This is a genomic window from Pseudarcicella hirudinis (assembly GCF_900115665.1).
GTDB lineage: Bacteria > Bacteroidota > Bacteroidia > Cytophagales > Spirosomataceae > Pseudarcicella > Pseudarcicella hirudinis.
On the sequence record NZ_FOXH01000003.1, the window covers coordinates 45,816 to 60,966 of the forward strand.

A 15,151-nucleotide genomic window follows, 5' to 3' on the forward strand; every position below is an offset into this window, starting at 1 on the left:
AATAGCTAGGAAATGAACCTTTTAAACGATTCCAGGGCACGACCGCTTTCCAGTGATTCTTTTGCCTTGAGTACTGAATCAGAAATACTTAATGTTTCATCTGCACAATAGAGTGCGGCAGCAGTATTGGCCAGAACTGCTTCTGTCTGCGCTTTTGTACCCTTATTTTCCAGAATTGAAATTAAGATCTTTGCAGACTCTTCCACATTACTTCCTCCATGCAGATCTTCTTGCTTACACTTACTGAAACCCAGACTTTCAGGACTGAAAAGTTCAGTTCCTCTTTTGGTTATCAGCTTGAAGTCTCCGGTAAGAGAAATTTCATCATAGCCGTCCAGTGCATATATTACACCAAAGTTTTTGCTCGATTTTCCAAATAATTCTCCCAAAAGCGCTAAAATCTCTTCATTATAAACTCCGGTAATCTGTTTTTCAACTTTAGCAGGATTTAAGATAGGGCCAAGCATATTGAAAAATGTTTTCAATCCTAGTTCTTTACGAATAGGTCCTACGAATCTCATTGCCGGATGAAACAAGGGGGCATGGAGAAAACAAATTCCGGAATGTTCAATTTTTGAGCGCAGATAATCGTAATCATTTGTGAACTTTACTCCTAAATATTCCAGAACAGTAGAGGAACCTACTGAAGAAGAAACGCCATGATTTCCATGTTTTGCTACATTCTGGCCGGCACCCGCCAGAATAAAAGAAGAAGTTGTCGAAATATTAAAGGTATCTTTTCCATCTCCGCCTGTTCCGCAAACGTCCATCGGGTCAAATTCTGAGAGATCAACGCTTATGGCCAGCTCAAGCATGGCATCTCTGAAACCTTCCAATTCATGAACAGTAACGGACTTCATCATATAGGAAGTCAGAAATGCTGCAATCTGGCTGTTGTTAATTTCTCCCCGGCCAATTCCCAGTAAAGCGGTTTGTGCTTCTTCCTTAGTAAGACTTTCTCCCCGGATTCTTTTATTTAAGAATGTTTTCATTAATTTTTGACTAAATATCCCGATTTATGGTACTCTTTAGAATAAAATACAATTGATTTACACTGAACTTTGACTTAACATTTAAGATTTCACCCAATTTTCAACCATTTTTACACCATGTTGGGTAAGATATGCTTCGGGATGGAATTGTACACCTCTCACATCATATCTGGTATGAGCCTCAGCCATAACGAAACCTTTTTCATCAAGAGCTGTCACTTTCAGATCTTCAGGCATACTTTCTTTTACCACAGTCCATGAATGATATCTGCAAACATCAAATTCTTTAGGAACATCCTGAAATAAAAGCTCATTTGGTTCAGTAATAATGCATTTTGTCGTTACGCCATGCAAAACGTCTCCCATATTATGCAATTTTGCACCGAAAGCTTCTCCAATAGCCTGATGCCCTAAACAAACGCCAAAAATACTTTTACTTGCCGCATATTCTTTAATTACATCCAAAAGAATGCCTGCTTCTTCAGGAATGCCCGGACCAGGAGAAAGAAGTATTTTGTCATACTTCTTGATTTCTTCCAGTGCGATTTTATCATTTCTGAATACATCTACCTGGCAACCCAAGTCTTTCAGTATATATACCAGGTTGTAAACAAAAGAATCGTAATTATCAAGAACTAATATTTTCATTTTAAAGAAGATTATTTTTAAAATTGATAAAAGGAAGAATTTTAGATTTCTTCTGCCAATTCAAGGGCCTTTCTTAAAGCACCCAGCTTTAAGTTAATTTCCTGCATTTCAGTTTCAATAACAGATTTGGCAACAACACCCATCCCCGCCTGATAAAAAAGAGTATTATTTTTACTTAGAAAAGTTCTTATGGCAATTGCATGGTTAAAATTACCTAGAAAATCCATGTAGCCAATGGCGCCTCCATATATATGCCGGTTGGTTTTTTCAAGTCTGTTAATAATACTCATAGCATTGTGCTTGGGAGATCCTGAAAGTGTTCCTGCCGGGAAGGTATCTGCTACAAGCTGCAAAGGATTAGTATCTTTTGTCATTTTTCCGGTTACTTTAGAAACCAGATGTATGACATGAGAATAGAACTGGACTTCTTTAAATGTTTCTACCTGAACTTTGTCAGAACTTCTGCTTAAGTCGTTTCTTGCCAAATCGACCAGCATTACATGCTCTGCAGATTCCTTTGGATCAGCCAGCAGATCACGTGCTAACTCGGCATCTTTCTCATCATCTCCTGTTCTTCTGAAAGTTCCTGCAATCGGATGGATCTCTGCGATGCCATTTTTGATTCCGATTTGTTTTTCAGGAGAGGCTCCAAAAATTCTATAATTTTCATAGTCGAAATAGAACATATAGGGAGAAGGATTAATAGAGCGCAATGCACGATAAACCTGAAAGTCATCTCCTTCAAATGTTTTACTGAATCTTCTCGAAGGAACTATTTGAAAAACGTCTCCTCTCAGACAGTGTTTAATACATTCCTGAATAATCTCCCTCATTTCTTCATCTGTAAAATTGGTCTTCTCTTCTCCGCTGACTTTGAATGATTTGGTAGCATAATGAGGCATATTCAGCAACATTTCCAGAAACTCCAGGCCTTTTACTGATTTTTCAGGATTTGTTTGCTCTCCTGAATACTGATGCTCATAAAGAAAAAGCTCATCTTTAAAGTGATTGATCGCAATTACATAACGATAAACGTAGTAAATGATCTGAGGAATAGATGTTTCGTCGTTTTTAGCCTGAATTTCAATATCTTCAAAATATTCTACCGAATCATAGCTGATGTGCCCGAACATTCCATTTGCCATTGGAGCATAGTCTGTCTGGCGATTCCACTCAAAACGTTTGGCAAAATTCATGAGCGCTTTTACGCCGTCTTTTCTGTTTTGAAGAGGAAACTGTTCCGTTGTTCCATCCGGAAATTTTTGAGTGACGATGTCATTGTCAAGAACAAAACTGGCAACGGGATCACAGGCGATATGGCTGTAGCCATGCTCTTTTCCATGATAGTCAGCACTTTCCAGAATGACAGTATTCTTGAATTTATCTCTTAATTTCAAAAATATCCCTACGGGAGTAATAGTATCCGCCAGACGTTTTTTTTGAGAGGTTGTTACGGTAAAATTCATTGTCGGTTATTGATTATAATCAGCAATATTAGGATTCAGCATAAAACAAAAAGGCTTACTGCGTTGAACAGTAAGCCTTTCGTGAAAAGATATATTCTTTATCGAAAATACAAAATGATACTGCTCAACGGACGTTTGTCTGTTGCCACCACCATGAAGTATTTTTGAAATTAATTGTCATTTTTTGAATTAAAATAGAAAACCCCGTTTCTTTTTCTGATGCAAACTTATTGATAAAAATTTACTTTCAAAAAATATTGATATTTTTTTTACGATTTATAAGCTTGAATAACAAATAATTGCCGGAATTCGGGTTGAATCTTATTCAAAAACACCCAGATAATTGAAAGGAGTAATTCTTTTTAGCTCATATTTTACTTTATCACTAATCTCTAAAGTATCAATAAATTCAAAGATTGTTCTTTCCGTAATTTTCTCATTTTTACGGGTCAGAGCCTTTAGCGCTTCATACGGTTGTGGATAACCCTCTCTTCGTAAAATGGTTTGGATCGCTTCTGCGACAACTGCCCAGTTGTCTTCGAGATCTGTATTAATAGCATCCTGATTTAATTCAAGTTTATTTAAACCTCTTAATAATGCAGTCAGAGCAATCATCTGGTGAGCAATCGGTACACCAAGATTTCTTAATACGGTAGAATCTGTTAAATCTCTTTGCAAACGTGAAACAGGAAGCTTTGAAGATAAAAATTCATACAAGGCATTAGCAATTCCGACGTTTCCTTCAGAATTTTCGAAGTCTATCGGGTTTACTTTATGTGGCATAGCTGAAGAGCCTACTTCTCCGGCTTTAATTTTTTGTTTGAAATAACCCATTGAAACATAAGTCCAGATATCACGATCAAGATCTAAAACAATGTTGTTAATTCTTTTTAAATTATCCAATAAAGCTGCAAGGTTATCGTAGTGCTCAATTTGCGTGGTATATTTACTACGTTGAAGACCAAGAGATTTAACAAAGTTATTGCCAAAATCAACCCAGTTTTTTTCAGGATATGAAACAGTATGAGCGTTGAAGTTTCCGGTAGCTCCACCAAATTTTGCTGAAAAAGGAATGGTTTCCAATAGTTCTGTCTGGCGCTCAAGTCGTTCAACAAAAACCATAAATTCTTTACCTAAGCGTGTAGGAGAGGCTGGCTGTCCGTGGGTATGTGCTAATAAAGCGATGTCTTTCCATTCTTCAGCAAGTTCCTTGATTTTGGTAATTGCTTCGGCAATTTTAGGCATTACCACTACTTCCATGGCATCTTTTAATGACAAAGGAATTGCTGTATTGTTAATATCCTGGGAAGTAAGACCGAAATGGATAAACTCAAGATATTGTTCGATACCTGTATTTTCAAGTTTATGTTTGATAAAGTATTCGACCGCTTTAACATCGTGATTCGTCACTTTTTCGGTTTCTTTTATCCATAAAGCATCTTGCTCAGTAAAATTGAGATATATGTCTCTCAGACTACTGAACAGGTTTTTATTAATCCCTTCAAGTTGAGGTAAAGGAATTTCACAAAGTGCGATAAAATATTCGATTTCAATTTGAACACGATATTTGATAAGTCCAAATTCTGAAAAATACGGAGCAAGCATTTCTGCCTGTTTACGATAACGCCCGTCCACCGGGGAAATAGCGGTTAATTGATTCAGTTCCATAAAGATGCTTTCAAAGTTCAAAGTTACTAAAAAATGAACTATTTGAGCGGTGAGGAAGGAAGGAAAATAGGATTTTATGAGATTTAACATAGATTTGAACGAAACTAAGCGAAAAAACACGAAACTTTGACTTTTTAAATTTCCGGAATAATACCATTATGCTTGTTAACCCTCGATTTCTCGCATTTCTTCTGGCCACCGCTATTGCCATTCTGGTTACAGCTTTTTTGTCTTTTCTGCCGGAAGCCACCGCCAATGTGATTTTTATCAGTTTCATTGCTACCATGATTATCGGTGGATTTCTTATCTATTTTGCCTTGGATTATCTGGTTTTTCAGGAGGTAAATAAGCTTTATGATACGATAAACAGATTAAAGACCAAGGACTTTAGCCTTATTTCAAAAAAGAAATTATACCGTAACGCCAATCCGATTAAGAAGTTGAATGATGAGCTTTTCGTCTATGTAGCAAAAAAAGAACAGGAGGTTAATGAGCTGAGAAGGCTGGAGAAATTCAGGAGAGAATTTTTAGCAGATGTTTCCCATGAATTGAAAACACCGATTTTTGCTGCGCAGGGTTTTGTGCATACGCTTTTAGACGGAGCTATGAATGATGAGAGAGTCAATGAAAAATTTTTGATGAAAGCCGCAAAAAGCCTTGATGGATTAGATGCCCTGGTTAAAGATCTGCTGACGCTTTCTCAAATGGAAATCGGGGATATCAAAATGAATAAAGAAAGAGTAGATATTCAGGCGATGACGAAAGAGATTTTTGAGCAGTTAGAAGGTAAAATTAAAGATAGAAATGTGACGGTTAAGATTACCGCACCAACAGAAAAAACTTATGTTAGTGCTGATAATCAAAGAATTAGCCAGGTGATGACTAATTTAATTGATAATGCCATAAAATATGGAAAAGAAGATGGCAAGGTTGTTGTTAGTTTTGAAGATGACAAGAAACACTGGCTTATTTCAGTGAAAGATAACGGTGCCGGAATAGGCCCAGAGCACTTAAATCGTATTTTTGAACGATTTTATCGCATAGAAAAAAGCCGCTCTAAAGATAAAGGAGGAACAGGTCTGGGGCTTGCTATTGTGAAACACATAGTTCAGGCACATAAATCTAAGATATCTGTGATGTCGAAGCCGGATAAAGGGACAACCTTTAGTTTTAAGCTTGATAAAGCGGATTGATTGTAAGGTGTTTTTGTCTTTGTTGAAAATTAACACATATTTTCCGGATAATGTCGAAGCATAAAAATCATTCAAAAAACACCGTATCACCAAAATCTGTTTTCAGATCGCCTTCTACTGAAGAAATCTTGCAAAAGTCTGGGCAAAATGTGCCCAAAGAATCTTTTTTTTCCTCAGGAGCAGGGAAGGGTCTTGTAATTCTTTTATTGGTCATAGCTTCGTTCATCGCTTTTTCGGGGGGATTCAAAAATCAGTTCGTTGACTGGGATGACCATGTGTATATTGAGAATAATTATCTGGTAACTCAACCTCAGGGTCATTGGGGAGAAGCTTTTAAGACGCATGTTGCCCTGAATTATCATCCTTTCACGGTTATTTCAATGATGATGAATGCTTCGGTTTCAGGTTCAGAAAACCCCGGATCCTTCATTTTAACTAATTTCTTTATCCATGTATTAAATAGTATTCTCGTCTTTCTACTGGTGTCCTTACTGGTTCCGGGGAAAAGAATGGTGCCTTTATTTACGGCTTTATTATTTGCAGTTCACCCCATGCGTGTTGAATCTGTAACCTGGATTTCAGAAAGAAAGGATGTCCTCTATGGCTTTTTCTTTTTGCTGGCAGGTATAAATTACCTGGTTTACCTTAATTCCGGAAGAAAAGTAAAGTATTTGATTTTGACATTTCTCCTGTTCTTTTGCTCATGTATGTCGAAAGGGCAGGCAGTTGTATTGCCACTTGTTTTGTTATTGTTTGACTATTGGATGGGGCGTAAAATAGAGTCAAAAGCAATAGTTGAAAAAATTCCATTCCTGATCGTTTCGTTGGTTTTTGGATTAATTGCTGTCAATATCCAGAGCGGAGGCGATTTTCATGGAATGATTCAGCTGGTAGGAGAGCAACGTTCAGCATTAAGCGTAAGGGCATTTACTCTTTTTGAAAGATTGCAATATGCTGGTTATGGTTTTATGATGTATTGCTGGCATTTGTTCTTTCCCTTTAAATTGGGGGCATTTTACCCTTATGAAGCAGTAGGGCCAAACTATAAAATGTATCCGATTGGTCTGGTTTTCATGATTTTAGTTCTGATTGCCACTGCATTTAGTTTTAAGAAATCCAGACTATTTGTATTTGCGATAGGCTTTTTTACAATCACTATAGCGCTGGTTTTACAAATAGTTTCTGTTGGGGCAGCAATAATGGCTGATCGTTATACCTATATCCCATACATAGGTCTGTTTTTTTTATTTACAATGCTTCTGGAAAGTCTGGTTGAAAAGTCTGCTGTTTATACTAAAATGGTATGGGCAGTTCTGAGTTTATTTGTTGTTTTTTGTATTTTTCAAACCAGAAAACAAGTAAAAATATGGGAAAATACGGGAACGCTTTTTAGCAGAAATATTGAACTTTATCCAAATGACCCACGGTCTTACTATACTCGTGGTAAGTACATCGGAGAAAAAGAGGGAAAATTAGATGAGTCAATAGCAGATAACCTGAAAGCGATAGAATTAGGATACAAAGATGATTCCGGCCCCTGGGAAAATCTCGGAACGGCTTATGGAATTAAAGGTGATGCAAAGAAGGCCGCAGAATATTTTTCAATGGCAATTGAAAAAGGGGCAAAAAGCGGGGAAACATATATGAATCGTGGAATTGCTTATTTTAATCTGAGCCAGCCAGAAAAGGCTATCCCTGATTTTGAAAAAGCGTTGACCATGAAAAATTCGAAGTCGACATTTACCAGAGGGTTTCTGGCAGCCGCTCAACTTAATTCCGGACATGCGCAAAGTGCACTGGAAAATTTCAATATTGTCATTGATAAAGAAGGAGGCATGGATGCGATCTATTTTTATAACAGGGGACTGACAAAAAATCAGTTAGGAGATAGAGCCGGAGCCATCAGAGATATCCAAAAAGCTTTACAGATTCAACCGGATTATAATGAAGCCAAACAGGCACTTAAATTGTTAGGAGCTGTCTGATAATTTAAGTATAAGATAATCAGTGTATTACTTGTTGTATAAAAAAGGGAGTCAGAACCGAAGTGAATATTCATTTCATTCCTGACTCCCTTTTTAGAATAATATATCTTTTACATGGCTCCTTCTTTCAATTTCTCAGCATTTTCTGCAATACGTAATTGTTCGATGAAATCGCCGACCTCTCCGTCCATTACTACCGGAAGATTATAGACTGTATAACCAATTCTATGGTCGGTTACACGACCTTGAGGATAATTATAAGTACGAATTTTATCAGAACGATCGCCGGAACCAACCATCGTTTTACGATTGCCGGCAATTTCAGCATTACGTTTTTCTAATTCAATTTCATAAAGTCTCGAACGTAAAACAGTCATGGCTTTCTCAAAGTTTTTGATTTGAGAACGCTCATCCTGACATTGTACAACCAATCCTGTCGGAAGGTGGGTTACACGAACAGCTGAATAAGTAGTGTTAACCGATTGTCCACCTGCTCCGGAAGAACAGAATGTATCTTTACGGATATCGTTCATGTTTACCTGAACATCTACTTCATCCGCCTCAGGTAACACGGCTACCGAAGCAGCGGAAGTATGAATACGTCCCTGGGATTCTGTTGCCGGAACACGCTGCACTCTGTGAACTCCTGATTCGAATTTCATTTTACCATAAACATCCTCTCCCTGAACAGAGGCAATAATTTCTTTATAGCCTCCTGAAGTACCCGGCGTGAAATCCATAATTTGAAAAACCCAGCCTTGCTTTTCAGCAAAACGCTGATACATTCTGAAGATATCTCCGGCGAAAATAGCGGCTTCATCCCCACCTGTACCACCACGAACCTCCAGAATGATGTTTTTTGAGTCGTTTGGATCTTTTGGAATAAGCATTTCCTTCAGTAACTCTTCCATTGCATCTTTCTTCGGAAGTAATTCATCAAGTTCTGCTTTGGCCATATCTCTGAAATCCTCATCTTTTTCTGTGGCGATGACTTCCTTGGCTCCCTCAATGTTTGAAATAAGGTTTTGATATAGTGCGTACTGGTCGCAAATCTTTTGAAGATCTTTGTATTCTTTGCTCAAAGTCGTGAATTTCTTCATATCCGATACGATTTCGGGCATGGCAATTTGCTGTTCTACTTCGAGAAAGCGTTCACGAATGGCTTCTAATTGTTCAAGCATGGTATATGATCGTTAGAATTGGCTGGATAACCGGGGTTTTACTCAGAACCAGTTACCTAAGCTAATTTTCGGAGTGCAAAGATACTAAAAAATTTAAGTAAAATTTTGTCAGATAAGTAAGCATTGAGGTTAGTATGAATAAAAAAAACGAGGATTATTTGCCATAACATCTCCTTGAAAGAGTTTTTCAGATAAAAGGAATCTATTTAAAACAGATTTTATCGATAAAATTCTTCTGATCAGGAGATAAAATGGTTTATAAAACAAAGCTAAAATCGTTATTTTTATGCTAAAAACTATCTAATTAATCTGTTTAATATGAAAAGAATAATCTCAATAATACTGTGTGGTGTATTGTGGACCAACCTCATTTATGCTCAGGCTCAGAAAGGAACCGCATTGACAGTAGATCTTCCGGAGAGAAATAATTTTTCACCGGAGCGACTAGCCAGAGTGGATCAGTTAATAAAAGCTGCGGTGGATAGTGGATGGATAGCTGGAGCAATCGGGTTGGTGGCCAAAAACGGACACATTGTTTATCATAAAGCCATTGGTTATGACGACAAAGAGAACAATAAACTTTTACAAAAGGATGCCATTTTCAGAATCGCTTCTCAAACTAAGGCAATTACAAGTGTTGCTGTTATGATGCTGTACGATCAGGGAAAATTGTTATTGGACGATCCGATTTCAAAATATATTCCTGAGTTTAAAAAGCCTAAGGTTTTAGACAAATTTGAGAAGAAAGACAGCACGTACACGGTTGTCGCCGCTAAAAGAGAAATTACAATCAGGGATCTTTTGACGCATACTTCAGGGATAGGATATGCACAGATCGGCGATGCTACGATGAATGCTGTTTATGGGAAAGCAGGAGTGGTAGGGGGAATTGGGCTAAAAGGAGGCTTATTGTCTGAAAATATTAAAAAGCTGGCTGTTTTGCCACTTTTCCATCAACCGGGAGAAAAATGGACTTATGGATTGAATACTGATGTCTTAGGTTATCTGGTAGAGGTTGTCAGTGGATTGAGCCTCAATGATTATTTCAGGAAAAATATTTTTGAACCGCTTGGAATGAAAGATACGTACTTTTATATCCCTCAGGCTAAACGTAACAGACTGGCCATGCTTTATACTGAAGATAAAGAACATCATCTGATTAAAGCCCCGGAATTGATGAAAGTAAATGCTGATTTTTACAGAGATTATCCGAATCAGGATAATGGAACGTTTTACTCAGGGGGAGGTGGCCTGGTTTCCACTGCATATGATTATGCCATTTTTATGCAGATGCTTTTAAATGGCGGAAATTATAAGGAAAAACATATTTTAAGCAGACATACTGTCAGCCTGATGACGGTAAATCAGATTGGAGATCTGACGACGGGTAAAGTAAATACTAAATTTGGATTAGGCTTTGAGTTAATTACAAAAGATAATTATCCCAAAATATTAGGTTCAGTCGGTACGTTTAGCTGGGGAGGAATGTTTAGCTCAAAGTACTGGATTGACCCCGAGGAGAAAATCGTTGCTCAGTTTGTTCTCCAGCTTTTTCCAAACAGCCATTCGGAAATTCATGATAAAATTAAAGTTCTGGTATATCAGGCTCTGGAATAATCTGAAGATGAATAGGGGAAAGAGGCTATTAACTTGTCTATAGGCTAGATTAAACCTTCATTGTTTGAGCATAATCTAATGTGTAGCTTAACGAAAAATGCCATGGAAAAATTAAAGAAAAATAGAATTGTTTTCCTGTTGATTTTGTTAATTGGTTTTACAGGATTACTTAGTTCATGCGGGCCAACTTATGTAAGAGGAGATTATGGCTATCGCCGTCCTTATTACGCCCGCCCATATTATGGAAGACCATATTATGCGGTTCCACCGCCACCTCCGGTGGTAGTAGTGCCGAGATATTCATATTCTTATCCAAGATATCATAAACGTTATTATAACGGATATCCTAGAAGATGGTAATTTAGATTAATAGAGTGTGATGTTTTAAGTGTAAAGTCGCGGCCTTGCTGCGACTTTTCTTGTTACAGGATAGTATCTTTGCAGCATTGTTAAAAAATTTAGTTTTCAGAGTGTCTAATTTAATATTTATGAAGAAGTATATATTCATTTCTCTCGTACTGTTTATTTCGGGTAATATGCTGTTGATTTCATGCGATTTCAGTAAAAGGCTTGATACCAGAGCTGCTGTAAAGGAAATGAAAGAAAGAGAGTTGAAAAGGATAACGATTACTCAACTTACCACTATAGTTGATGAGCTGGGGAAAAAGATAACCGGAGAACTTAATGGAAATCTGGTAAGGAGTCTGGAGGACAGAAAATTGATAGATTCCCTGTCAAAAAAATATAACATACAAATTTTTGTCGGAAGCCCTTTGAAATTAAAGACTGCTTCAAACGGACAGAAGGTAAATGAAATACTGGAAGCATATCAGTATAATTCTGAGAATCATATTGAACAGGTTGATAATGTTCAAAAGAATGAAGACGGAACGTTATTTTATTATACAGCTCCGATTTTAGCAGAAAACCAATTTAAAGGATTGCCGAAAGAGAAGATAGAAAAATTGGGAGAACTGAGTAAGTTAGATAGCCTTTATTTCCGCAGAAAAAACGAATTGATCGGGTTATGGATGATTCGTTTTGAAAGAAAAGAAGTAATAAAACGAATTGACCCCAAAACACTCAATAAATAGATAAATCAGCTATCCCCCCGATACTTATCCATAATGCTTTTTGTAACAACTTTATAAATCTCCAGGAGATTCGGCTGATTGTTTAATAATTGTAAATGCTGCTGAATAATCTGCTGATCTCCCCGTCTGGCCGGCCCTGTCTGGACCTCAAAAATGTTTTCTGAGAACAAGGCCTTTTTAAAAGTTTCTTTAATTAATGGTTGTAAAAGCTTAAAATCCAAATCGTTATCTTTTAACATTTCCTGAGCTAAACCAAGCAGGTGATTCGTGAAATTGCAAGCGAAGACTGCCCCCACATGTAAGACTTTTCTCTCTTCGGAATTGACTTCATAAACGACATCGGAAATATCTTGTGCAAGAGTTATCAACAAGTTTTCCACAATTTCATTTTCGGCTTCCACACAGATCGGAATTTGACTGAAATCTATAGAAAAGCTCTTAGAAAACGTCTGTAAGGGATAAAATACACCAATTTCTACAGGTACATCGCTAAACACATTTGCGTACTTATCTAAAACAGAAAGCGATTTAGTCCCGGAAGTGTGGATAACTTTTGCATTTTCCGGCAAAACCAATTGTTGTAATACTTCTTCTATGGCATCATCTGAAACACACAAAAAGAATACCTCTGCCAGAGATTCTGCGAAATTCAAATCCTTCTGAACCTTGGCATTGTAAAGCCTTCTGGCTAATTCTTTAGCATTTTTTATGTCTCTGCTATATACCTCCTGAACAGCGTGTCCAGCATTGTCCAAGGCCCAGGAAAGATGCCAGGCAACATTCCCGGATCCGATAAAAGAGATTTTCATAATATGTTTTACAAATGAATTATTTCACACTGAAAGACAAGGTAAGGTATTGTTTTCAGTAAGATTAAAGCCAAAATTAAATATAATTGCGTTTCCTCAAAAAAGTATCATCACTTTCCATGCACGTTTTGTTCTTTGGCAGGTAAAATCTGAACTGTACCAGAGTTTAAATTCAGGACATTCAGATAGATGGACTTCTCGGGAGAGATCTTCTTAATTTTACTTTTCGTGAAATTTATTCGGTGCAGAAGATAAAAATTAGGGTCTCCGATTTAAATATTTAATTATCTTTGAAAGACCATTTGGAGGGATCTGATTGAGGAAAACGCAAAGTAGTCCGTATTAAAACTCAATTTTTGTTGGGATTACCTCAAAATCTGACGAAATTTATTGCTTGAATCGGATTTATCCGACCTTCCTGATTTTACGGGTTTAGCCACTAACATATCAGGAAGTATCAATCGTATACAAGAAAATGCTAGATATTATTCAACTTCTGCCTGATTCGATTGCGAACCAGATTGCTGCCGGTGAAGTCGTTCAGCGTCCGGCTTCAGTGGTGAAGGAGTTGCTTGAGAATTCTATCGACGCCCAGGCTAAACAAATCCAGTTGATTGTCAGAGAAGCAGGTAAAACATTGATTCAGATAATTGATGATGGTATCGGTATGTCTGAAACTGATGCGCGGATGTGTTTTGAAAGGCATGCTACTTCTAAGATCCGTAGTTCAGAGGATTTATTTAAGATCAAAACCATGGGCTTTCGTGGGGAAGCAATGGCTTCTATCGCTGCTGTTGCTCAGGTTGAGATGAGAACCAGAAGAATTACAGATGAATTAGGCATTCTGATTCGGCTGGAAGCGTCTGAACTGAAAGCTCAGGAAGTGGTATCTACACCCCCCGGCACAAATATTCAGGTTAAAAACCTTTTCTACAATGTACCGGCCCGTAGGAATTTTTTAAAATCCAATCCGGTTGAAATGCGCCATATCCTGGATGAATTTCAAAGAATCGCACTGGCTAACCCGGATATATCCCTCTCGCTTTACCACAACGACTCAGAGATTTACAATCTTCCTGCCGGAAAACTGAGCAGAAGAATTGTAGATTTATTCGGTAAATCTTATCGTGAACAATTAGCTTCCTGTGAAGAGGAAACCTCTTTTGTAAGTGTACGAGGTTATGTAGGTAAGCCTGAATTTGCCAAGAAAACCAGAGGGGAACAGTTTTTTTATGCTAATAACCGGTATATTAAAAACGGATATTTGAATCATGCGGTAATGACGGCCTTTGAAGGATTGATTCCGGAAGGAACCCACCCTTTTTATGTGCTTTTTATTGAAATAGACCCTATTCATATCGATATAAATGTACATCCGACCAAAACGGAGATCAAATTTGATGATGAAAGAACCGTTTATGCCATTGTTCAGGCTGCCGTAAGAAGGGCAATGAGCCAGCATAATCTAACTCCTTCTCTTGATTTTGAAACGGATGTTAACTTCAATAGACTTTTTGAGAGAGATAATTCACCTTTTTCAAGGAATGTTAACCAGCAATCCGGTTTTGGCGGCGGATTTTCAGTTCCGGAAAAAACACCTCTTGAGAAAAGTAACCTGACCAACTGGAATAAGCTTTATGAAGGATTGAATAGAAGTTTTGATGATTTTGATAACAATGGAAATCGTCAGGAACCTCAACAGGTAAAGTTTGATTTTGATGAGGATAATCAGGAACCTGTAACTGTTCAAAGCAGAGCTAATCAGTTTTTTGATCAGAAACCGCCTAGAATTTCAACGGAATCAGAGGGTACGACTTTCCAGATTCATAATCGTTATATTGTTTCTCAGGTGAAATCCGGAATGTTGGTGATTGACCAAAGAGCAGCATATGAGAGAATTTTGTATGGGAAATACCTTCAGAATCTTCAAAAAAGAAATGGAGCGTCCCAGCAGCTATTGTTTCCTAAGACGGTAAAATTAACAAGTGCAGATTTCCATTTGGTACTCGAAATTCAGGATGAAATTCGCAATTTAGGTTTTATGCTTAACGTTATCGGACATGATGCCTTTATCGTGAATGGTATTCCGGCAGATACTCCTGATGAAAACGAGCAGGAATTAATAGAAGGTTTACTGGAACAATTTAAGCAAAACGAGGCGGAATTACATCTGGATAAACTTGATAATCTTGCCAGATCGATGGCAAAACGCTCTGCCGGTCGTTTCGGAAATCATAAATTAACTACTTTAGAAATGAACACTATCGTAGAGCAGTTATTCGCATCCTCCAATCCAAGTTACTCACCGGGCGGAAGTCTTACAATGAAGATTCTAAGTCTGAGTGATATGGCAAATTTATTTCTGAAGTAACCGGAAACACTTTGATTGGAAGCAATAACAGGGAGTTGTGTGGAATAAATAACCGGATCAAAATTCTTGATTTAGAAAATAACCTGTCATAAATTAATATTTAGACGCTTTTGTTATTATAACCCTG

12 protein-coding genes are annotated in these 15,151 nt (G+C 37.5%); 6 read left to right on the forward strand and 6 right to left on the reverse strand.

All coding sequences use genetic code 11. The annotated features are described in order from the left end of the window. Positions 1 to 5: 5 nt before the first annotated feature. The 4 genes from trpD to purB form a co-directional block, all read right to left on the reverse strand. Positions 6 to 992, reverse strand: coding sequence for an anthranilate phosphoribosyltransferase (gene trpD / locus BM179_RS06050; RefSeq protein WP_092013816.1), 987 nt, complete (start codon positions 990 to 992; stop codon positions 6 to 8). An 81-nt stretch (positions 993 to 1,073) separates the two neighbouring features. Beyond that, entirely contained in the window at positions 1,074 to 1,640 is a 567-nt protein-coding gene (locus BM179_RS06055) for an anthranilate synthase component II (RefSeq protein ID WP_092013819.1), read from the reverse strand. Between the two features lie 41 nt (positions 1,641 to 1,681). Next, positions 1,682 to 3,106 carry an anthranilate synthase component I family protein gene (locus BM179_RS06060; RefSeq protein WP_092013822.1) on the reverse strand — a complete coding sequence of 475 codons (1,425 nt, stop codon included), beginning with the start codon at positions 3,104 to 3,106 and terminating at the stop codon, positions 1,682 to 1,684. A 321-nt stretch (positions 3,107 to 3,427) separates the two neighbouring features. Next, positions 3,428 to 4,774, reverse strand: coding sequence for an adenylosuccinate lyase (gene purB, locus BM179_RS06065; protein WP_092013825.1), 1,347 nt, complete (start codon positions 4,772 to 4,774; stop codon positions 3,428 to 3,430). A gap of 158 nt (positions 4,775 to 4,932) precedes the next feature. Here purB and BM179_RS06070 point away from each other — a divergent pair, with 158 nt between their 5' ends. Together BM179_RS06070 and BM179_RS06075 are read left to right on the forward strand one after the other, a co-directional pair. Beyond that, a complete protein-coding gene (locus BM179_RS06070) occupies positions 4,933 to 5,967 on the forward strand; it encodes a sensor histidine kinase (RefSeq protein WP_092013828.1) in 1,035 nt (344 codons plus the stop codon). A gap of 50 nt (positions 5,968 to 6,017) precedes the next feature. After that, positions 6,018 to 7,952 carry a tetratricopeptide repeat protein gene (locus BM179_RS06075; protein ID WP_092013831.1) on the forward strand — a complete coding sequence of 645 codons (1,935 nt, stop codon included), beginning with the start codon at positions 6,018 to 6,020 and terminating at the stop codon, positions 7,950 to 7,952. A 110-nt stretch (positions 7,953 to 8,062) separates the two neighbouring features. Here the strand turns inward: BM179_RS06075 and prfA are convergent, their stop codons facing one another. Then, a complete protein-coding gene (gene prfA / locus BM179_RS06080) occupies positions 8,063 to 9,133 on the reverse strand; it encodes a peptide chain release factor 1 (protein WP_092013834.1) in 1,071 nt (356 codons plus the stop codon). Between the two features lie 318 nt (positions 9,134 to 9,451). Between prfA and BM179_RS06085 the strand changes: the two genes are divergently transcribed. From BM179_RS06085 to BM179_RS06095, 3 genes are all read left to right on the forward strand, one after another. Further along, positions 9,452 to 10,750, forward strand: coding sequence for a serine hydrolase domain-containing protein (locus BM179_RS06085; RefSeq protein ID WP_092013837.1), 1,299 nt, complete (start codon positions 9,452 to 9,454; stop codon positions 10,748 to 10,750). 102 nt (positions 10,751 to 10,852) lie between these two features. Beyond that, on the forward strand, positions 10,853 to 11,110 hold the full coding sequence (locus BM179_RS06090) for a hypothetical protein (RefSeq protein WP_092013840.1): 258 nt from the start codon (positions 10,853 to 10,855) through the stop codon (positions 11,108 to 11,110). A gap of 128 nt (positions 11,111 to 11,238) precedes the next feature. Beyond that, positions 11,239 to 11,844: a hypothetical protein gene (locus BM179_RS06095; protein ID WP_092013843.1), complete on the forward strand. Its 606-nt coding sequence runs from the start codon at positions 11,239 to 11,241 to the stop codon at positions 11,842 to 11,844. A gap of 5 nt (positions 11,845 to 11,849) precedes the next feature. Here the strand turns inward: BM179_RS06095 and BM179_RS06100 are convergent, their stop codons facing one another. After that, positions 11,850 to 12,653 (reverse strand): Rossmann-like and DUF2520 domain-containing protein, encoded by an 804-nt coding sequence (locus BM179_RS06100; RefSeq protein ID WP_092013846.1) that lies wholly within the window; start codon positions 12,651 to 12,653, stop codon positions 11,850 to 11,852. A gap of 475 nt (positions 12,654 to 13,128) precedes the next feature. On the opposite strand from BM179_RS06100, the gene mutL reads away from it, so the two are divergent. Next, a complete protein-coding gene (gene mutL, locus BM179_RS06105; RefSeq protein WP_092013849.1) occupies positions 13,129 to 15,024 on the forward strand; it encodes a DNA mismatch repair endonuclease MutL in 1,896 nt (631 codons plus the stop codon). Positions 15,025 to 15,151 lie beyond the last annotated feature (127 nt).